Here is an 18,797-nt window from a genome sequence, read left to right on the forward strand (position 1 = left end):
ATCGAGGGGTATGATGCGTAAGAAGGTAACCAAGGCGATCTTTCCGGTCGCAGGTTTGGGTACAAGGTTCCTGCCAGCAACCAAGGCGGTGCCAAAGGAAATCATGACCCTCGTGGACCGGCCGCTGATCCAGTACGCGATCGATGAGGCTCGCGCGGCAGGGATCAAGGAATTCATCTTCGTCACCTCGCGCGGCAAGGGCGCGCTGGAGGATTACTTCGACCTCGCCCCTCAGCTTGAGCAGGAGTTGCGAAAGAAGGGCAAGACGGAACTGTTGAGTGTTCTGAGGTCGACCAACATGGACAGCGGTGCGATTGCCTATATCCGCCAGCACAAGGCGCTGGGCCTGGGTCACGCCGTCTGGTGCGCGCGGCGGCTGATCGGTAACGAGTCCTTCGCCGTGATCCTGCCGGACGATGTCATTGCGGCGGATAAGCCATGCCTGCAGCAGATGGTCGAAGCCTATGCCGAAACCGGGGGCAACATGGTCGCCGCCATGGAAGTGCCGCCTGAACGGGCCTCGGCCTACGGGATACTGGACATTTCCGAGGACGACGGACAGCTCGTCAAGGTGAAGGGAATGGTGGAAAAGCCGAAGGCCGAGGACGCGCCGTCGAACCTCGCGGTGATCGGGCGCTATATCCTATCGCCCAGCGTGCTTAACAACCTGAACAAGATCAAGTCCGGCTCGGGCGGTGAAATTCAGCTGACCGACGCGATCGCGCTCGATATCGAGCAGGAGAACAACGTCTACGGATTTCGCTTCAAGGGTCAGCGGTTCGATTGCGGCTCTAAGTCGGGTTTCCTTCAGGCGACCGTTTCCTTCGGACTGGCGCGCGATGAACTCAGGGATGATCTGCGTGCCTTTCTCAGCAGTATCAGTCTCGAAGGTGACGCCTGAGCGCGGTCAGCGGGGGGGTGTGATGGGTAACGTTCTGGTCACTGGCGGCGCCGGTTATATCGGCTCACATGCGTGCAAGGCGCTTCGAGCGGCTGGTATGACGCCAGTGACCTTCGACAACCTTTCGACCGGTTGGCGGGACGCGGTGAAGTTCGGGCCTTTTGTGTACGGCGATCTGCTTGATCGACCTGTGTTAGACACTGTTTTCGAGGAATATAGCCCCGTTGCGGTGATGCATTTTGCAGCGCTCAGTCTTGTGGGGGAGTCGATGCGCGACCCGGGCCTCTACTGGCGCAACAACGTGAGCGGTTCGCTCAACCTGATCGAGGCGGCCGTTGCGGCGGGCTGCCGGACATTCGTGTTCTCATCGACCTGCGCCACCTACGGTGAACAGGACAATGTCGTGCTGGACGAAACTGCGGCACAGCAGCCGATCAACGCCTACGGCGCATCGAAACGCGCCATCGAGGACATGCTGCGGGATTTCGAGGCGTCGCACGGTCTGCGTCACGTGATTTTTCGCTATTTCAACGTCGCCGGTGCCGATCCCGAGGGCGAGGTCGGCGAATTTCACCGTCCCGAGACGCATCTGGTGCCCCTGATCCTCGATGCGATTGACGGCAAGCGGGACGCGCTCACGATCTTCGGCACCGACTACGACACGCCCGATGGCACCTGCATTCGTGACTACGTCCATGTCGGTGATCTTGTCGATGCCCACGTTCTGGGATTGAAATGGCTGCAGGAGGGCGGGGAAAGCCGTGTGTTCAACCTTGGCACCGGGACCGGTTTTTCCGTGCGCGAGGTGCTGGACGAAAGCAGGGCGGTGACCAATCGTGCGGTGCCGGTTGTCGAAGGGCCACGCAGACCCGGCGATTGCACGCGGCTCGTTTCAGGTTCGACCCGTGCGGAGGCCGAGTTGGGGTGGCACCCGCGCAGATCGACCATGAAGCAGATGATCACCGATGCCTGGCGGTGGCATCAGACCGGGCACTACGAGGGCTGAAATGGCTTCCGCGTGGCTCTTGGACCTCACAAGGAGCCTGCGCCGCGCCGGTGGCACGATCACCGGGATCGACCGTGTTGAACGTGCCTACCTTGATGCTTTCCTAAATAGCGATGCCGATGTCTATGCCCTGCTTCGGACGGCCTTCGGCTATGTCTTGCTGGATCGTTCAGGCATGGCAGCCTTCCGTGAACGGCTTTGCGGCCAGAAGGAATGGCCGGAACCGGACAGGCTTTCCCGCATTCCGCGCGGTCGAAATCAGTCTCTAAAAAGCGCGGAAACGCTTGTCCGGGCAAAGGCAATCGCGCGTTGCCTGCCTGGGCGCCTCGGCCGGATGATGGCCGCGCATCTGCCGCGCGGCATTGCCTATTTCAATGTCGGGCACAGCAACCTCACCGAACGGGTGCTGGTGCAGGTGGCGCAGTCTGGCGGCACGATCCACGTTTTCGTGCACGACATGATCCCGCTGGAACATCCGGAATTCCAGAAGCTGGGGACCGTCAGGCCCTTCCGCGAGCGCATGCAGAGGGTGAGCCGCCTTGCTGACAGGGTGATCCATAATTCAACTGATACGCGTGATCGGGCCGAGCGGTTCATGCGCGAGTGGGGTCGTGTGCCGCCGTCTATCGTCGCGCCGCTGGGTGTTACGGTGGCAGCGCCTGACACCAGTGCTTTGCCCGTGGGCGTGCTGCCGAACAGACCCTATTTCGTGACAATCGGCACAATCGAGCCGCGCAAGAACCACGCATTCCTGCTCGATCTCTGGGAAGATCTGGGGCCCGATCCGCCACCGCTCCTGATCTGCGGAAGCAGGGGCTGGAGCAACGCGGATGTCTTTCGCAGGCTGGACGCGCTGGGACCGGACGGACCTATCCGGGAACTGCGGGGGTTGCCGGATCCGGCCATCGCGGCACTGGTTCAGCGTAGTGCCGGTGCCCTGTTTCCAAGCCTTGCGGAGGGATTTGGACTGCCCCCGGCAGAAGCGCTGATGCTCGGATCGCGTGTTTTATGCAACGATCTTGCCGTTCTTCGCGGTATTCTTGAGGGAAAAGCCACATTTGCCACTGTTTCAGACAAGGAATTCTGGATAAAAACAATCAATGATTGGGGGAATAACCCGCCACGAGCAGTTCAAACCACCGTCTTCGTCGGTCCGACTTGGGAAGACCATTTCAAGACAGTGTTAAGGTTAACCTGATACTGCGCAAAGAGCGGCTTCCTCCAAAACATAGAGGTGGTGTTTGGGCTTTGTGCAGTCATACCGGCTGAGGCTTCAGCGGAAGCGTTGGCGTTTGCGTGCCATGCGCAAGCGTCGCGAGCTCAGACGTGTTGTTGACCGGACCGCCCAAATCCGCGCGGACGATCTGCTGCTGTTTTCCACCCAGCGCAACGAAAGGGTAAGGCTGCCATATTTTCTCGACTACTACCGAAAAATGGGCATCGGCCATTTCTTTTTTGTCGACAACGACAGTGACGACGGATCGCTTGCTTATCTGCGCGATCAGCCGGATGTGTCTCTGTGGCATACCACGGCCAGTTACAAGCGGGCCCGTTTCGGTGCCGACTGGCTGAACTGGCTGGCGCTGAAATATGCGCACGGGCATTGGACACTGACCGTCGATCCCGACGAGTTTCTGGTCTTTCCGTTTTGCGACACGCGGCCCCTGCGCGCGCTGACCGACTGGCTTGACGCCTCATCGATCAAGTCGTTTTCGGCGATGCTGCTAGATATGTACCCAAAGGGGCGGCTGGACGAACAGCCCTACCAGACCGGGCAGGACCCGATGGAAATTGCCTGCTGGTTCGACAGCGGTAACTACACGATGTCGCGCAATCACTTGTTTCATAACCTCTGGATACAGGGTGGCCCGCGTGCACGGGTCTTCTTCAAGGAGATGCCAGAGAGGGCCCCGGCCCTGAACAAGGTGCCGCTGGTCAAATGGGACAGACGGTACGCATATGTCAGTTCGACCCACATGCTGCTGCCGCGCGGGTTGAACCAGGTCTACGACGAATGGGGGGGCGAGAAGGCTTCCGGCGTCCTGCTTCACCCGAAGTTCCTCGATACGTTCGCCGCCAAGGCGCAGGAAGAAATGGAAAGGGGGGAACATTACGCCGGTTCGGTTGAATACAGGGCCTACGCGGAAAGCCTCAAGGATGATCCACAGCTTTGGTGCAAATGGTCCGAGCGGTATATCAACTGGCGGCAGTTGGAGATCCTCGGTCTCATGTCCAAGGGGAACTGGGCGTGACCGTCGGGATTGTCATGCTGGTCCATACCGCGCTGGGCCGGGCCGAACAGGTCGCACGGCATTTCGCTGCGGCCGGCTGCCCCGTGGTGATCCACGTCGACAAGGGTGTTTCGCGCAAGAAGAACGACGCATTCATTAAGGCGATGTCGGATGTAAAGGACGTGATGTTCAGCGCCCGGTTCCGTTGTGAATGGGGCACCTGGGGCATCGTCGAGGCGACCCAGACCGCATCCGAGATGATGCTTGCCCATTTTCCGAAGGTGCGCCACGTCTACCTTGCCTCGGGGTCCTGCCTGCCTTTGCGACCGGTGGAAGAGCTGATCGATTATCTCGCCGACCGCCCGCACACTGATTTCATCGAAAGTGCTACGACCTCGGAAGTGCCCTGGACGGTCGGCGGTCTGGACGAGGAGCGTTTTACCCTGCGCTTTCCAGTGGCCTGGAAGAAGCATCGCTACCTCTTTGACAGGATCGTCGATTTCCAGCGCCGCTTCGGTCTGCGCCGTCAGGTACCAAACGGCCTGGAGCCGCATATGGGTTCGCAATGGTGGTGCCTGTCGCGGCGGACGCTTTCGGCGATCCTGCAGGACCCAGAGCGCCCGACATACGACAAGTATTTCCGCTATGTCTGGATTCCGGACGAATCCTATTTCCAGACGCTCGCCCGACAGTATTCGCAGAACATAGAAAGCCGGTCGCTGACCCTTTCCAAGTTCGATTTCCAGGGCAAACCGCATATCTTCTACGACGATCATCTCCAGCTTCTCCGCCGCTCCGACTGTTTCGTCGCGCGCAAGATTTGGCCCTATGCCGACAGGCTCTACGAGGCCTTCCTGACCGACCCCGCAGGTGCGATGAAGCGGACCGAGCCGAACCCGGGCAAGATCGACCGCATCTTCTCAAAGGCGGTGGAGAGGCGGACACGCGGGCGCGCCGGGCTCTACATGCAAAGCCGGTTCCCGAACGAGGACTGGGAGAACGGCGTAACCGCCGCCCCCTATTCCATGTTCCAGGGCTTTACCGAGCTTTTCGAGAATTTCGAACCATGGCTTGCCGCTGCCACGGGGGCCCGGGTACACGGTCATCTTTTTGCGCCCGACCGGGCGCATTTCGCCGATGGACAGACCTCGATCAACGGGGCGTTGTCTGATAGTGCGGTGCTACGCGACTACAACACCAAGGCGTTCCTGACCAACCTCATCTGGAACACCCGCGGCGAACGCCAGTGTTTCCAGTTCGGCCCCGACGACAACCAGGAGATCAACTGGCGGATCGCCAAGGACCCCAATGCGCAGGTTTCAGTCATCACCGGGGCGTGGGCGATACCGCTCTTTCGCTCGAACTTAGACTTTGCCGAGATCAGGGCCGTCGCTGCCCGTTTGCAAAAGATCGAGGCCGAGCACATGGATGTGCTGCGGTCCCCCTACACGAAAGCGCGGGTGCGTATCTGGACCATGGCCGAGTTCATCGAGGCGCCGATGGAGCCCCTGCAGGGCATCCTGGACGAGATCGGCCGCACCAAGCTGCGGCGGTTGTCCGAGGCGCCTCGGATGGTCGATCTCACCGGTTTTGGCCAGTTCCTGCAGAACCTCAAGAACCAGGGGATGCACCCATACCTGATGGGCGATTTCCCGATCGAACGCGAGGTTACTGCCCCGCCGCGTCCTGCCCGCAGGCCCTATCTGGTGCGCTAGATGAAACCTACGAAATTCCAAAGCTTTGTCGTCTTTGCGGAAATGCGCACAGGATCGAACTTCCTGGAGGCCAACCTCAACGCTTTTCAGGGGATCAACTGCCACGGCGAGGCATTCAATCCCCATTTCATGGGCTACCCTAAGAGCGAGCCCATTCTTGGCGTCGATCTCAAGACACGTGACGCGGATCCGTTGGTATTGCTGAATGCCATCAGGGCGAACACCGCCCGCCTGAGCGGTTTTCGTTATTTCCACGATCACGACCCGCGCGTCTTCGACGCGATCATGGACGACGACAGCTGTGCAAAGATCATCCTGACGCGCAACCCGGTCGAAAGCTATGTAAGCTGGAAGATCGCGCAGGAGACCGGTCAATGGAAGCTGACCGATGTGAAGGCGCGCAAGGAGTCGCTCGCCCAGTTCAACCTGCGCGAATTCGCCGATCATCTGGAGGCGCTGCAGGGGTTTCAGATCACGTTGTTGAACCGGCTTCAGGTCAGCGGGCAGACGGCCTTCTACGTGGCCTACGAGGATTTGCAGAACCTCGAGGTGATGAACGGGCTTGCCCGGTTCCTGGGTCTTGAGGAACGGCTCGACGCGCTCGACCAGAGCCTCAAGGTTCAGAACCCCAACCCGGTTGCCGACAAGGTCCGCAACTACCCGGATATGGAGCGGGCTCTGTCGCAGGTCGACTTCTTTGACCTGAGCCGCACGCCCAACTTCGAGCCGCGCCGCGGCCCGAACGTACCTTCATACATCGCGGCGGCGCAAAGCGCGCTGCTTTACATGCCGTTGCGCAGCGGTCCCTTGCCCGAGGTGACCGCATGGATGGCGGCGCTCGACGGGGTGACGCCGGACGATCTGCAACTGAAGATGACCCAGAAGGATCTGCGCCAGTGGAAGCGCGGGCACCCCGGACACCGCAGTTTCACCGTTTTGCGCCATCCGGTGCGGCGCGCGCATGATGCCTTTTGCCGCCACATCCTGCCGACCGGACCGGGAAGCTATGTCCAGCTGCGCAGGACATTGATGCGGCGCTATGACCTGCCGCTGCCCGAGGATGGGCCGGATGCGGGCTATGACCTCAGCGCCCACCGCGCGGCCTTTGCGGCCTTCCTGTCGTGGCTCAAGGCGAACCTTTCGGGACAGACCGCGATCCGCGTCGACGCCAGCTGGTGCACGCAAAGCCAGGCCATCGCCGGTTTCGGAGAGCTATGCCTGCCCGACAGGTTGATACGCGAGGAGGATATGCATGCGGAGCTTGCGGAACTTGCGCGGAAGGCTGGCGTGGAAACGCCCCCGCCCGTGTCCGTTACGCCGCCGGATCAGCCCTTTTCGCTGGAGGATATATACGACGACGAAATCGAAGCGCTGGCGGCGGATGCCTATCAGCGCGATTACGTCATGTTTGGATATTCAGCCTGGAAATAGGGCCGTCGGCCGCTCAGGCGGCCTGAACCGAACTGTCCTCGATCAGGATGGTATAGAGCGTCGAGGCATCGGGATTCGCACGCAGCTTGTTGCAGATCGACGTGTCGCGCAGCGTCCGCGAGACCAGGGCCAGCGCCTTGAGGTGCTCGACACCCGCATCCTCGGGCGCGAAGAGTGCGAAGGCCACATCGACCGGTTGACGATCGACTGCGGAGAAATCGATGGGTTTGTCAAGCAGAACAAAGGCCCCGACCACCTCATTGAGCCCTGCAAGCCGGGCATGCGGAAGTGCGACGCCATGGCCCACGCCGGTGGGGCCAAGCGACTCGCGTGTCATCAGCGCCTCAACCGTTCTGTCCGGGTCCATGCCGTAGGCCACATGAACGAGGTCGGCGATATCCTGCATCAGCCGCTTCTTGCTGGAGGCCGAGGTGAGTACTTTCACGGCCTCCGGCTTGAGGAGTTTTGCAAATTCCATACAGCTCGCTCTGTCTCGGGCGGGTTCTCCGCCATTTGTCCCTACGGATCGATCCAGCCGATATTGCCATCTTCGCGGCGGTAGACGACGTTCAACCCGTTCTTGCCTTCGTTCCGAAACACTAGCACAGGATCGCCCGACAATTCCATTTGCATGACTGCTTCGCCGACAGACAAAGTGGCAATCTTCGTCTGCATTTCCGCAATAATCATGGGCTGGAGAGTTTCAGGTTCCTGTGCGTCTGAATCGCTTTCTGGAGCGAGGATATACGAGGACGCGCCGAACATTTCAACAGGTTCCGCCCGTTCCTTGTGATGATCTTTCAACCGGCGCTTGTAGCGTCTCAGCTGCTTTTCCATCTTCTCGTTGCAGGCGTCGAATGCACCGTAGATGTCGTTGCTGTGTGCCTTTGCCGAGGCCGTCAAGCCGGTGGAAAGATGTACGGTCGTCTCGCAGACAAACTCATGCCCCGACTTGGAAAAAATCACGTTCGCATCCGTCGGACGCTGTGCATATTTCTCGACGGATGACCCCAGTTCCTCTTTCACGTGGGTTTGCAGGGCTTCGCCAACGTCGATTTGTTTGCCGCTGATCTGGTACCGCATAGGTTCTCCTTGTTCTTGTCATCGGCATGAGGGCAGAGACACCACGGGCGTGGGTTTCCTTGTCATGCTAAATGCGGATAAAGGGCCCTGCGTCCGGATTATGCCGGTCCATGCCTTGGCGATAAGGCCGATGCAGGATCACGCAAAAACGCAGAGTTGCCATACCACCATCAGGCGCGGATTTGCGTTCAAAGTCAATGGTTAGCACTTTACACTACACCGAATTCTGACGCTAAATATTTGCGAAATATTAAGAAATACGGAAATTGTCGCCCAAGTAGACGCGACGCACGTTTTCGTTCCGCACGACCTCGTCTGGCGTGCCGGACATCAGCACCTTGCCTTCGTGCAGGATATAGGCGCGGTCCACGATCTCGAGCGTTTCGCGCACGTTGTGATCGGTGATCAGCACACCGATCCCGCGGTTCTTGAGGTCCGCGACAAGGTGCCGGATATCACCGACCGAGATCGGGTCGACCCCGGCAAAGGGTTCGTCCAGCAGCAGATACTTTGGATCGGCAGCCAGGCAGCGGGCGATCTCAACCCGCCGCCGCTCCCCCCCAGACAAGGCGAGTGCAGGTGCGCGGCGCAGATGCTCAATCGAAAAATCCGACAAAAGCTCTTCGAGCCGCTCGCGCCGTTGGTGGCGATGCGGCACCGAGATGTCGAGGATCGCGCTGATGTTGTCCTGCACACTCAGGCCGCGGAAAATGCTCATCTCCTGAGGCAGATAGCCGATGCCAAGCTGCGCGCGGCGGTACATCGGCAGCGTCGTCACGTCCTTGCCATCGACGGTCACGGTGCCGCCTTCGGGTGTGACAAGCCCCGCGATGGCATAGAAGGTTGTTGTCTTGCCGGACCCGTTCGGCCCCAGCAGCGCGACAACCTCGCCCCGGTTGAGGTACATCGAAAAATCGCGGATTACGATCTTCTTGCGGTAGGATTTGCGCAGGTGTTCGACGCGCAGCCCGGCAGAGCCTTCCTCCACTTTCAGATCGGGTCCGGTCATCAGTTTTCGCCGCCCGATTGGATCACCGTCCGGACACGGCCGGACATCTGGGCGGTGCCGTCATTCAGCTGAACCGTCATGCGATCGGCGCTCAGCGCATTGGGGCCCTGGTCCAGCAAAACGTTGCCGGTCATCACGATGACGCCGTCCGTGATGCTGTAATCGGCACGATCTGATTCGGCGGCATCGGGGCCCGAGACCAGCGTGACGCCACCCGTTGCCTCCATCCGCTCGATTCCGTTCTGTTCGGCCCGGTAGACGACCAGGACGCGCGGGGCGGAGAGACGCATCTCCCCCTGGCCGATCAGCACGTTTCCGGTGAAAACGGCGGTCCCCGTCTCCTGATCGACCGAGAGATTGTCGGCGGTCACCTCGACGGGCAGGTTCGTATCCTGACGGAGCGCACCGAAGGCCACATTCGTGCCTTGCGCGAAAACTGGCGCTGCGGTGGTCGCCAGAAAGAGAGCCAGCAGCACGTTTCGCAGGTTTTTCACGGGGTCACTCTTTGTCCAGTTTCGGCACATATACCAGCTTCACACCGTTTGTGAAAATCAATTGAGCAGCGCCGTCTCCCGTGCCTTTCCGCAAATCCATGCTTCCCGCATCGAGGGTGCCAAGCGGACCGGTCGCTGCGACCGGTCCGGGGGATTCCACATGAAGAACGGTAAGTTGCGCGATCATCCGGTCACTCAGAACCCGGTATCCGGTTGACGTGACGATCACGACGTCGCCGTCCAGCTCGGCCCGGTTCTCGGCAATGTCGAAGTTGCCATGTTCGGCGGTGAGCGTGACATTGGATCCGGTCGCCAGCTCCATCACGACGCTCACGTCCAGCGCCTCGTTCGCGCCGGTCTGTCCCTGCGGCGTGATAAGCTTTTCCGCAGAGAAGGAGAGGGCGTCACCGTCCGCCGTCATGCTCTGGTAGACCGGTCCGGTCACCTGCTGATCCCGCAGGCGGTCCTGTATCTCCTTGTCGGCGAAGGGGATGACCGATTCCGGGTCGATCGCGCGGGACAGCAGGAAAAGGGTCGACAGGATCGCAAGCGCCAGAAGCGGCAGCAGGACCTTGAGCCAGCCCACCAACTGCGAATAGCGGTCGATCTGCACGGGCCTATCCCAGACCGACGCGCAGGCAATCGTGAATGTGCAGCAGGCCGGCAGGCAGGTCGGGTTCCTTGGGGTCGACCACCAGCAGGCAGGTGATCTTGCGCGCGTTCATCACGCCCACCGCCCGTTCGGCTAGCGCATCGGGCGCGATGGTGACGGGGTTGCGGGTCATCACGTCACGCGCCTTTTGCGACAAAAGCCCGTCCATGTGGCGGCTGAGGTCGCCGTTGGTGATGATACCGGTCAGCCGTCCCTCGGCATCCGTGACACCGGTCACGCCAAAGCCCTTGCCGCTGATTTCGATCAGCGCCTTTGACATGTCGGCGTCTTCCTGCACCAGCGGCATCGCTTGTCCGGTGTGCATCAGGTCGCGCACCACGCTGAGCTGCGCACCCAGCTTGCCGCCCGGGTGGAAATTGCGAAAGTTCTCGGCGGTGAAATCGCGGTGCTCCATAAGCGCCACCGCCAGGGCATCGCCCATCGCCAGTGTCATGGTCGTCGAACTGGTCGGGACAACGCCGGTGTTGCAGGCCTCCGGCACGCGAGGCAGCAGAAGTATCACATCGGACTGCCGTGCGAGGGTGCTGTCCTCGCGGCTGGTCAGGCCGATCAGGGGAATTTCGTAGCGCCGCGAATAGGCGATGAGGTTGCCAAGCTCGGGCGCCTCGCCGGAATTGGAGATGGCAAGGATCACGTCGTCGATCGTGATCATGCCCAGATCGCCATGGCTTGCCTCTGCCGGATGGACAAATTGCGCGGGCGTGCCGGTGCTGGCCAGCGTTGCCGCGATCTTGTTCGCGATATGACCGGATTTGCCGATGCCGGTGACGATGACTCGGCCACGTGTCTCGCGCAGCAGGTCTATGGCTGCCCGAAACCTGTCATCCAGCGCGTCGGCCAGCGTGCTGAGCGCTTCCGCCTCTGCCCGGATCACCCGGGCGGCGGTATCCAGAAACGGGGTCGTCATGAATGGGCGAAGATGTCCGTATCCGGCCAGCCCTCCAGGTCGAGCCGCGCGCGCATGGGCAGGAAGTCGAAACACGCCTGTGCGATCTCCATCCTGTCCTCGCGTACGAGCATCTCGTTCAGCCTGTCGCGCAGCTGGTGGAGGTAAAGGACGTCCGAGGCGGCGTAGTCCATCTGCGCTTCGGTCAGTTCCGCCGCGCCCCAGTCCGAGGACTGCTGCTGTTTCGAGATGTCGACGTTGACCAGCTCGCTCAGCAGCTTTGCCAGCCCGTGACGGTCGGTGAAGGTGCGCACGAGGCGGCTGGCGATCTTGGTGCAATAGACCGGTGCCGCGACCGACCCGAAGGTATGCAGCATCGCCGCGATGTCGAACCGGCCGAAGTGGAACAGCTTCAGCACCTCGGGGTCTTCCAGCAGGCGGCAGAGGTTTGGCGCCTCTGTCTGGCCCTTGGCGATCTGTACGAGGTGCGCATTACCGTCGCCGCCGGACAATTGCACAACGCAAAGCCTGTCACGGTGCGGGTTCAACCCCATCGTTTCGCAGTCGATGGCGACCACGGGCCCGAGGTCGAGGTCGTCTGGCAGGTCGTTCTGATAGAGGTAATTCGTCATGGCTCCGCTATAGCCTGCAAATTGAGCCTAGGAAAGCGGTGTTCGAGCGGCCTCAGGCAGCGGCGCGATACTGCTCGATTTCCTCAAGCGGGGGCCTGGGATAGCGCGTCAGAAGGTCGTGGACGGCAAGATGGCACAGGTGGCCGGGCCAATCGGGCCGGACAAGCGACAGGGGCAGAGCGGGATGCTTGAGCACCAGACGGCGCCAGTTATGCACGATCAGGCAGCGAAGGACCGCAACCTCCACCGGCAGCAGGTCATCGACCGGGGGCAAGTCTTCCTTCAGACGTCCAAGCGTTTCCAGAAGGTCGGTGTAATTCTGCCGAAGCGCATCCGGCTCCGCTTCGGCCCGCAGCCAGTCCGGCACCTCTCTGCCCGGCAAGGCCAGCGCATCGCCCGGTGCCTTGGCCCCGGCAGGGCCGACGTAGACCCGTGGCACAATAAATGAAAAGCCCCGCTCGGTCATCTCGGTCGAGGGCTCCGCATTACCGCCGGGCGTCAGTACAAGCTGCCAGGCCTCGGAGTTCCGGGTCGGATCCGCATAGATGCGCGGGCTGGCTGCAACGCTTTCCGCGCGTCCCTTGGCGCTCAGCCTATGCCGACCGATGCGTCCGGATTTCTCGGAAACGATCCAGCCGTCGTTGCGCAGCCGGTGCAGGGCGACGCGCACCGCCTCGGGCTTGACCTTTAGCCCCGCCATGATTGCCGAGAGGATCGGACCGTCGATGGCCTGATCTTGCTCCCGTGCGAGGTCGCCGAAGAGGCTGATCATCAGGGACCAGACGCGCCGTCCCCCAAGTGCGCGCAGCGCCGCGGTTTGCGATATGAAGCGGTCAGTAGGCATTCATCGTCAGCAGTTCATATTCCGCTGCCACATCATCGTTCTGGTTATAGAGCGTCACGTGCCATCGCACCTCACCGTATTCATCGTTGCGCGGGGTCTTTTGCTTGACGGTCAGCCGCACGCGGATGCTGTCACCTGCCGCGACGGGGGCCATGAAGCGCAGATTGTCGAGGCCCGTATTGGCCAGTACCGGGCCGGGGTCAGGCTGTACGAACAGACCGGCGGCAAAGCTCAAGAGCAGGTAGCCATGGGCGACACGACCCGGGAAAAAGGGGTTCGCCTTGGCCGCTTCCTCGTCCATGTGAGCATAGAAGGTGTCGCCGGTAAAATGCGCGAATGTCTCGATGTCCTCGATGCTGATCTCGCGGGATGGCGAGTTGAACGTCTCGCCCAGATCAAGCTGACCGAAACGTCGGGTGAAGGGATGCGCGCGGTCGCCGATCTCCTGGGCGCCGGGCACCCATTGCTTGCCGATGGCGGTCAGGATATCGGGGCTGCCCTGTACCGCGGTCCGCTGCATGTAATGCATCACGCCCCGGATGCCGCCCAGTTCCTCGCCGCCGCCCGCGCGGCCCGGGCCGCCGTGCACCATATGGGGCAGGGGAGAGCCGTGGCCGGTGGATTCGGCCATCGACGTGCGATTGTTGAAATAAAGCCGCCCGTGGAAGGACGCCGCTCCCAGCGCGATCTCACGCGCCACCTCGCCATCGTTCGTGATGACCGAAGCGACAAGCGAACCCTTGCCCTTGTTCAGCAGGCGAACGGAGTGGCTCAGATCACGGTACCCCATGACGGTCGACACGGGACCGAAAGCCTCGGTGTCATGCACGCGCCGGGCGGTGTCTGGATCGGCGCAATGGAACAGCATCGGCGGGACGAAGGCACCTTTGGCACGGTCGGCACCGTCGACGCTGAATGCCTCGGGATCGCCGTAGACGCGTTCGGCCTCTGCTCCGATCAGTGCGGCCTTTTCCAGAACGTCGCGCTTCTGGCTGCCCGAGACAAGCGCGCCCATGCGCGTGGTCTCAAGCCGCGGATCGCCGATCGTGGTCTTGGCCAACCGCTCGCCAATGGCTGCGATCACGGCATCCACCTGCGCCTGCGGCACCATGATGCGACGGATCGCAGTGCATTTCTGCCCCGCCTTCGCGGTCATCTCGCGCTGGACCTCCTTGACGAAAAGGTCGAACTCGGGCGTGCCGGGCGTTGCATCGGGGCCAAGGACCGAGGCGTTCAGACTGTCCTGTTCGGAGGCGAAACGGACGGAATTTTCCATCAGCTTCGGATTGCCCCGCAGCTTCAGCGCGGTATCGGCAGAGCCGGTGAAGGCCACGGCATCCTGGCAATCGAGATGGTCAAGCATGTCGCCCAGCCCACCCGAGACCAGTTGAACCGAACCTTCCGGCAGCAGTCCGCTGTCCAGCATCATCCGCACGCAGGCTTCGGTGACATAGCAGGTCGCCGTGGCCGGTTTGACGATGGCGGGCACGCCCGCCAGCAGCGTCGGCGCGAGTTTCTCAAGCATCCCCCAGACCGGGAAGTTGAAGGCGTTGATATGGACAGCAACACCCTGCAAAGGGGTGCAGATATGACGCCCAAAAAATTGTCCGGCCTTGCCAAGTTGTTCCGGCGGGCCGTCCAGATAGACATGCGCATCGGGCATCTCGCGCCGTCCCTTGGAGGCGAAGACCAGCATCGTCCCGATCCCACCGTCCACGTCGATCTTGTGATCCGACAGCGTCGCGCCGGTGTCGTAGCTCAAATCGTACAGCGCCTGTTTCCGCTCCATCAGGTAAAGCGCCACCGCCTTAAGCATCCGCGCCCGGTCATGGAACGTCATCTTGCGCAGGGCTGGCCCGCCCACCTCGCGCGCGTAGGACAGCATCGCCTGCACGTCGAGCGCATCGTTGCCCGCCTGTGCAATCACTTCGCCGGTGATGGCGCTTGCGATGGATCGCGCGCCCGCGCCGGGGGCGATCCACTGACCTGCGGCAAAACTTTGGACGTCGAGCATGCGTTTTCCTCTGGCTTGTTGCAATGCGCCCCGGAATTGATCCGGGGCTCATGGTAGGTCGGGGTCCCGGGTCAGGCCCGGGACATGTCAGTGCGTGTCGTAGTCCACGACAAGCTTGTCGGTCAGCGGGTAGGACTGGCACGAAAGCACATAGCCATTCTCCACCTCGTAATCCTCAAGCGCGTGGTTCGACAGCATCTCCACCTCGCCCTCCAGCACCTTGCACATGCAGGTGGAACAGACCCCCGCCTTGCAGGCAAAGGGGGCATCCTGACCGTTCTCAAGTGCAGCATCCAGCACCGATTGTCCCTTGGACATCTCAAAGGTGCGATGGGCGCCGTCGATGATCACCGTCACCTCCGTGCCTTTCTGCCCTTCTGCCCGCTTGGCCATTTCCTGCTTGGCCAACTGTCCCTGCTGGCTTTCGCTGAACAGCTCGAACTTGATCTGATCCTTCGCCAGCCCGTGTTTCTCGAGGCTTTCGGCAATGGCCAGCATCATCGGCTCAGGTCCGCAGATGAACGCGGTATCGGTGCTGCTGATATCAATCCATTTCGAGAAAAGCGCGTCGCATTTCTCCTGATCCACGCGGCCGGTGAACAGGTCGATGTCCTGACCGGATTCCAGCATGTGAATCATGGTCAGACGCCCCATGTAGCGGTTCTTCAGATCTTCCAGCTCCTCGCGGAACATGATCGTGTTCACCGCGCGGTTGGCGTAGACCAGCGTGAAGGTCGATTTCGGCTCCCGCGCCAGAACGGTTTTGAGGATCGACAGCACCGGCGTGATCCCGGAGCCGCCCGCGAAGCCGAGGTAGTTCTTGGCCTTATCAGGCTCTAACGCGGTAAAAAACTTGCCCTGTGGCGGCATCACTTCCAGCGTATCGCCGACCTTGAGCTGGGTGTTGGCGAAGGTGGAAAAGGCCCCGCCATCGACCCGCTTGATCCCGACCTGCAGCTTGCCGTCGTCCAGCCCCGCGCAGATCGAATAGTTGCGGCGCAGCTCTGTGCCGTCGAAGTCTTTCTTGAAGGTGAGGTATTGACCCTGGGTAAAGTCGAAAGCTTCGGGGTTTTCCGGCTCCAGCGTCAGTACCACGGCGTCGCGGATCGTGTGACGGATGTCGGTCACTTTGACAGGGAGAAACTGGCTCATCTCAGGCACTCAGATACATTTGAAATAGTCGAAGGGTTCAAGGCAATCGGTGCAGCGCCACTGGGCCTTGCAGGGGGTCGATCCGAACTGGCTGATCCGCTCGACATTCTTCGATTTACAATGCGGGCAATGCTGCGGGCCGCCAGCGGGTTGCGGGGGCGCGATGCCGTATTTCTCAAGCTTCGCGCGGCCTTCCTCGGACAGCCAGTCGGTGGTCCACGGGGGCGAAAGCTGCCTTTTTAGAGACAGGTTTTCGATACCCTTGTCGCGCAAGACCCGCTCGATATCGAGGTTGATGATCGTCGTGGCAGGGCAGCCGGAATAGGTGGGCGTCACCGTCACTTCGAGCGTTTCGCCCTGCCATTGCACGTCGCGAATGATCCCCAGATCTGTAAGAGAGATCACTGGGATTTCCGGGTCGGGCACTTCCGAAAGCCAGGCCCAAACAGTCTCTAAAGCAGGCTTTTCCACGCCGCTCTTTGCGTTCGGCTTGGCCGGGACCTCATCGCGGGCACCGGTCTGCACGGAACGGCTTGGGGTTCCGGGGGCACCCGGAACAGGGGCTGGGGCTGGCCTCACCATGTCGCATCCGGGTAGGCGCGCTGCAGCCACTGCATCTGAGACAGCATGTGCCCCAGATGTTCCGTATGCCGCACGCCGGTCTTGCCGCCCTTGTGGGCAAAGTCGCTCTCGGGCCGGGTTAATGTCGCCTCCGCCAGAACCGAGTCGAGCCGGGTATCGTAGTCGGCGCGCAGCGTGGCAGGATCGGGCGCAATGCCCTGATCAACCATTGCCGCGTCCACAGCGTCGCCCGTGAACATCTCCCCCACGTAAGGGTAGAGCCTATCAAGGGCCTTTTGCATCCTTGCGTGGCTTTCCTCGGTTCCGTCGCCGAGGCCGATCACCGTGTCGGAGGAACGTTCAAGGTGATAGGTCACCTCTTTCACCGACTTCTCAGCAATCGCCGCCACCTGATCGTGGGACGAGGACATCAGCGCCTTGAGGTAGAGTACATGCCATTGATCGAAGAGGAATTGCCGCATCATCGTCTGGCCGAAATCCCCGTTCGGCTGCTCGACCAGCAGCACGTTCCGGAAATCCCAGACGTCGCGATGGAAGGCGAGCTTGTCGGCATCGCGGCCCTTGCCCTCGACCTCACCGGCGAGGCCCAGCCAAAGCTGCGTCTGCCCGATCAGGTCCAGCGCGGTGTTGGCAAGCGCGATGTCTTCTTCCAGCACTGGCGCCACGCCGCACCATTCGGACACGCGGTGGCCCAGGACCAGCGTGTTGTCGCCCATGCGGCAGCAGAATTCGAAAAGCGCGTTGCTCACATCGCCCCCACTTCGTCAGGAATGTCGAAGAAGGTCGGATGGCGGTAGATCTTGCTGTTCGAAGGCTCGTAAAGCGGGCCTTTCTCTTCGGGCGAGGAGGCTTCGATATGACGCGCCTCGACCGCCCAGATGCTCACACCCTCATTGCGGCGGGTATAGACATCGCGGGCATTCTTGATCGCCATTTCCGCATCAGGTGCATGCAGGCTGCCCACGTGGCGGTGGCTCAGGCCGTGCTGGCCACGGATGAAGATTTCCCACAACGGCCATTCGGTCTTGCGGGTTTCCTCGTGCGGGCTGGCCTCGCTGTCCGCATAGGCGCTGGATTCAGGGCTACTCATTTTGGCGCTCCTTTCGTCATTCGCGGGACCAAGAGTTTTCGAAAACTCTTGGCAAATTCCTCTCAAGGAATTTGTTACTCTGCGGCCACCTTCGCCGCCCGTTTCTTTGCCGCATGGGCCAGAAGCCCCTCACGCACCCAACGTCCATCATCCCAGGCCTTGTTGCGCGCCTCAAGCCGTTCGGTGTTGCAGGGGCCGCTGCCCTTCAGAACGTCATAGAACTCCGACCAGTCCGGCTCGGAGAAGTCGTAATGCCCGGTTTCCTCGTTCCACTTCAGGTGCTCATCCGGGACAGTCAGACCAAGGTATTCAGCCTGTGGCACCGTCTGGTCGACGAATTTCTGCCGCAGCTCGTCGTTGGTGTTCATCTTGATCTTCCAGGCCATGGACTGCGCGGAATGCACGGAATCCTTGTCCGAGGGTCCGAACATCATCAGCGAGGGATACCAGAAGCGGTTCAGCGCATCCTGCGCCATCTTGCGTTGCGCGGGCGTGCCGTTCGCCATCTTCATCATGATGTCGTAGCCCTGCCGCTGGTGAAAGCTTTCCTCCTTGCAGATGCGCACCATGGCGCGGGCGTAGGGCCCGTAAGACGTCCGCTGCAACGGAACCTGATTCATGATCGCCGCGCCATCGACCAGCCAGCCCACCGCTCCCATATCGGCCCATGTCAGTGTCGGGTAATTGAAGATGGAGCTGTACTTCATCTTGCCCGAAAGCAAGTCGCGCGTCAGGTCATCGCGGGTCACACCCAAAGTCTCCGCAGCACAGTAGAGGTAAAGCCCATGCCCCGCCTCATCCTGCACCTTCGCCAGCAGGATCGCCTTGCGCTCCAGCGTGGGCGCGCGGGTAATCCAGTTGCCTTCGGGCAGCTGGCCGACGATTTCGGAATGGGCGTGCTGGCCGATCTGGCGGATCAGGGTTTTGCGATACCCTTCGGGCATCCAGTCCTTCGGTTCGATCTTCATGCCCGCGTCGATCCGGGCCTGAAACGCCTCAAGCTGTTCAGGATCTTCCTGCGACGCTTCGGACTTAATCATCTGTGCATACATGG

At 61.2% G+C, this 18,797-nt stretch carries 20 protein-coding genes; 6 read left to right on the forward strand and 14 right to left on the reverse strand.

What is annotated here, in order from left to right:
* Positions 1–13 precede the first annotated feature (13 nt).
* The 6 genes from galU (at position 14) to AB2B41_RS13340 (ending at position 7,284) form a co-directional block, all read left to right on the forward strand.
* A complete protein-coding gene (gene galU / locus AB2B41_RS13315) occupies positions 14–901 on the forward strand; it encodes a UTP--glucose-1-phosphate uridylyltransferase GalU (protein WP_367878287.1) in 888 nt (295 codons plus the stop codon).
* 22 nt (positions 902–923) lie between these two features.
* The gene (gene galE / locus AB2B41_RS13320; RefSeq protein WP_367878288.1) at positions 924–1,907 is read left to right on the forward strand and encodes a UDP-glucose 4-epimerase GalE; all 984 of its coding nucleotides are present in this window, start codon (positions 924–926) and stop codon (positions 1,905–1,907) included.
* Positions 1,908–1,926: 19 nt separating this feature from the next.
* Positions 1,927–3,105, forward strand: a complete 1,179-nt coding sequence (locus AB2B41_RS13325) for a glycosyltransferase (RefSeq protein WP_367878289.1) — start codon at positions 1,927–1,929, stop codon at positions 3,103–3,105.
* Positions 3,106–3,208: 103 nt separating this feature from the next.
* Positions 3,209–4,159, forward strand: a complete 951-nt coding sequence (locus AB2B41_RS13330; protein ID WP_367878290.1) for a glycosyltransferase family 2 protein — start codon at positions 3,209–3,211, stop codon at positions 4,157–4,159.
* Complete coding sequence (locus tag AB2B41_RS13335) at positions 4,156–5,853, forward strand: DUF5927 domain-containing protein (RefSeq protein WP_367878291.1); 1,698 nt, start codon at positions 4,156–4,158, stop codon at positions 5,851–5,853. The genes AB2B41_RS13330 and AB2B41_RS13335 overlap by 4 nt, the downstream gene beginning before the upstream one ends.
* Positions 5,854–7,284: a nodulation protein NodH gene (locus AB2B41_RS13340; protein WP_367878292.1), complete on the forward strand. Its 1,431-nt coding sequence runs from the start codon at positions 5,854–5,856 to the stop codon at positions 7,282–7,284.
* A gap of 13 nt (positions 7,285–7,297) precedes the next feature.
* Here AB2B41_RS13340 and AB2B41_RS13345 read toward each other — a convergent pair whose 3' ends face one another.
* The 14 genes from AB2B41_RS13345 to paaA all read right to left on the reverse strand — a co-directional run bounded on the left by AB2B41_RS13345 (position 7,298) and on the right by paaA (position 18,795).
* Positions 7,298–7,762, reverse strand: a complete 465-nt coding sequence (locus tag AB2B41_RS13345) for a PTS sugar transporter subunit IIA (RefSeq protein WP_367878293.1) — start codon at positions 7,760–7,762, stop codon at positions 7,298–7,300.
* A gap of 41 nt (positions 7,763–7,803) precedes the next feature.
* A complete protein-coding gene (hpf, locus tag AB2B41_RS13350) occupies positions 7,804–8,367 on the reverse strand; it encodes a ribosome hibernation-promoting factor, HPF/YfiA family (protein ID WP_367878294.1) in 564 nt (187 codons plus the stop codon).
* Between the two features lie 250 nt (positions 8,368–8,617).
* Positions 8,618–9,376, reverse strand: a complete 759-nt coding sequence (gene lptB, locus AB2B41_RS13355; protein ID WP_367878295.1) for an LPS export ABC transporter ATP-binding protein — start codon at positions 9,374–9,376, stop codon at positions 8,618–8,620.
* Positions 9,376–9,870 (reverse strand): lipopolysaccharide transport periplasmic protein LptA, encoded by a 495-nt coding sequence (gene lptA, locus AB2B41_RS13360; protein ID WP_367878296.1) that lies wholly within the window; start codon positions 9,868–9,870, stop codon positions 9,376–9,378. Before lptA ends, lptB begins: the two co-directional genes overlap by 1 nt.
* A 4-nt stretch (positions 9,871–9,874) precedes the next feature.
* Positions 9,875–10,483 (reverse strand): LPS export ABC transporter periplasmic protein LptC, encoded by a 609-nt coding sequence (gene lptC / locus AB2B41_RS13365; RefSeq protein WP_367878297.1) that lies wholly within the window; start codon positions 10,481–10,483, stop codon positions 9,875–9,877.
* Between the two features lie 4 nt (positions 10,484–10,487).
* Positions 10,488–11,450, reverse strand: a complete 963-nt coding sequence (locus AB2B41_RS13370; RefSeq protein ID WP_367878298.1) for a KpsF/GutQ family sugar-phosphate isomerase — start codon at positions 11,448–11,450, stop codon at positions 10,488–10,490.
* Positions 11,447–12,061: a ribonuclease D gene (locus AB2B41_RS13375; protein ID WP_367878299.1), complete on the reverse strand. Its 615-nt coding sequence runs from the start codon at positions 12,059–12,061 to the stop codon at positions 11,447–11,449. Before AB2B41_RS13375 ends, AB2B41_RS13370 begins: the two co-directional genes overlap by 4 nt.
* A 52-nt stretch (positions 12,062–12,113) precedes the next feature.
* Positions 12,114–12,905, reverse strand: coding sequence for a PaaX family transcriptional regulator C-terminal domain-containing protein (locus AB2B41_RS13380; protein WP_367878300.1), 792 nt, complete (start codon positions 12,903–12,905; stop codon positions 12,114–12,116).
* Positions 12,895–14,919: a phenylacetic acid degradation bifunctional protein PaaZ gene (gene paaZ / locus AB2B41_RS13385; RefSeq protein WP_367878301.1), complete on the reverse strand. Its 2,025-nt coding sequence runs from the start codon at positions 14,917–14,919 to the stop codon at positions 12,895–12,897. Before paaZ ends, AB2B41_RS13380 begins: the two co-directional genes overlap by 11 nt.
* An 87-nt stretch (positions 14,920–15,006) precedes the next feature.
* Positions 15,007–16,071 (reverse strand): 2Fe-2S iron-sulfur cluster-binding protein, encoded by a 1,065-nt coding sequence (locus tag AB2B41_RS13390; protein ID WP_367878302.1) that lies wholly within the window; start codon positions 16,069–16,071, stop codon positions 15,007–15,009.
* 9 nt (positions 16,072–16,080) lie between these two features.
* Entirely contained in the window at positions 16,081–16,542 is a 462-nt protein-coding gene (gene paaD / locus AB2B41_RS13395; protein ID WP_367878355.1) for a 1,2-phenylacetyl-CoA epoxidase subunit PaaD, read from the reverse strand.
* 104 nt (positions 16,543–16,646) lie between these two features.
* Positions 16,647–17,402 carry a 1,2-phenylacetyl-CoA epoxidase subunit PaaC gene (gene paaC / locus AB2B41_RS13400; protein WP_367878303.1) on the reverse strand — a complete coding sequence of 252 codons (756 nt, stop codon included), beginning with the start codon at positions 17,400–17,402 and terminating at the stop codon, positions 16,647–16,649.
* Positions 17,399–17,743 (reverse strand): 1,2-phenylacetyl-CoA epoxidase subunit PaaB, encoded by a 345-nt coding sequence (gene paaB, locus AB2B41_RS13405; protein WP_367878304.1) that lies wholly within the window; start codon positions 17,741–17,743, stop codon positions 17,399–17,401. The genes paaC and paaB overlap by 4 nt, the downstream gene beginning before the upstream one ends.
* Positions 17,744–17,817: 74 nt before the next feature.
* Positions 17,818–18,795 (reverse strand): 1,2-phenylacetyl-CoA epoxidase subunit PaaA, encoded by a 978-nt coding sequence (gene paaA, locus AB2B41_RS13410; protein ID WP_367878305.1) that lies wholly within the window; start codon positions 18,793–18,795, stop codon positions 17,818–17,820.
* Between the last annotated feature and the right edge of the window lie 2 nt (positions 18,796–18,797).

Source organism: Sulfitobacter sediminis (genome assembly GCF_040811725.1).
In the GTDB taxonomy this organism is placed as follows: Bacteria; Pseudomonadota; Alphaproteobacteria; order Rhodobacterales; family Rhodobacteraceae; genus Sulfitobacter; species Sulfitobacter sediminis.

What these genes read in the sequence shown, in the direction of transcription:
- AB2B41_RS13380 (WP_367878300.1), bottom strand. Translation starts at nt 12,905, where the DNA reads ATGCCTACTGACCGCTTCATATCGCAAACCGCGGCGCTGCGCGCACTT.
- paaZ (WP_367878301.1), bottom strand. Translation starts at nt 14,919, where the DNA reads ATGCTCGACGTCCAAAGTTTTGCCGCAGGTCAGTGGATCGCCCCCGGC.
- hpf (WP_367878294.1), bottom strand. Translation starts at nt 8,367, where the DNA reads ATGCGGTACCAGATCAGCGGCAAACAAATCGACGTTGGCGAAGCCCTG.
- AB2B41_RS13340 (WP_367878292.1), top strand. Translation starts at nt 5,854, where the DNA reads ATGAAACCTACGAAATTCCAAAGCTTTGTCGTCTTTGCGGAAATGCGC.
- paaA (WP_367878305.1), bottom strand. Translation starts at nt 18,795, where the DNA reads ATGTATGCACAGATGATTAAGTCCGAAGCGTCGCAGGAAGATCCTGAA.
- AB2B41_RS13330 (WP_367878290.1), top strand. Translation starts at nt 3,209, where the DNA reads ATGCGCAAGCGTCGCGAGCTCAGACGTGTTGTTGACCGGACCGCCCAA.
- lptB (WP_367878295.1), bottom strand. Translation starts at nt 9,376, where the DNA reads ATGACCGGACCCGATCTGAAAGTGGAGGAAGGCTCTGCCGGGCTGCGC.
- galU (WP_367878287.1), top strand. Translation starts at nt 14, where the DNA reads ATGCGTAAGAAGGTAACCAAGGCGATCTTTCCGGTCGCAGGTTTGGGT.
- AB2B41_RS13345 (WP_367878293.1), bottom strand. Translation starts at nt 7,762, where the DNA reads ATGGAATTTGCAAAACTCCTCAAGCCGGAGGCCGTGAAAGTACTCACC.
- galE (WP_367878288.1), top strand. Translation starts at nt 924, where the DNA reads ATGGGTAACGTTCTGGTCACTGGCGGCGCCGGTTATATCGGCTCACAT.
- AB2B41_RS13370 (WP_367878298.1), bottom strand. Translation starts at nt 11,450, where the DNA reads ATGACGACCCCGTTTCTGGATACCGCCGCCCGGGTGATCCGGGCAGAG.
- AB2B41_RS13390 (WP_367878302.1), bottom strand. Translation starts at nt 16,071, where the DNA reads ATGAGCCAGTTTCTCCCTGTCAAAGTGACCGACATCCGTCACACGATC.
- AB2B41_RS13375 (WP_367878299.1), bottom strand. Translation starts at nt 12,061, where the DNA reads ATGACGAATTACCTCTATCAGAACGACCTGCCAGACGACCTCGACCTC.
- paaB (WP_367878304.1), bottom strand. Translation starts at nt 17,743, where the DNA reads ATGAGTAGCCCTGAATCCAGCGCCTATGCGGACAGCGAGGCCAGCCCG.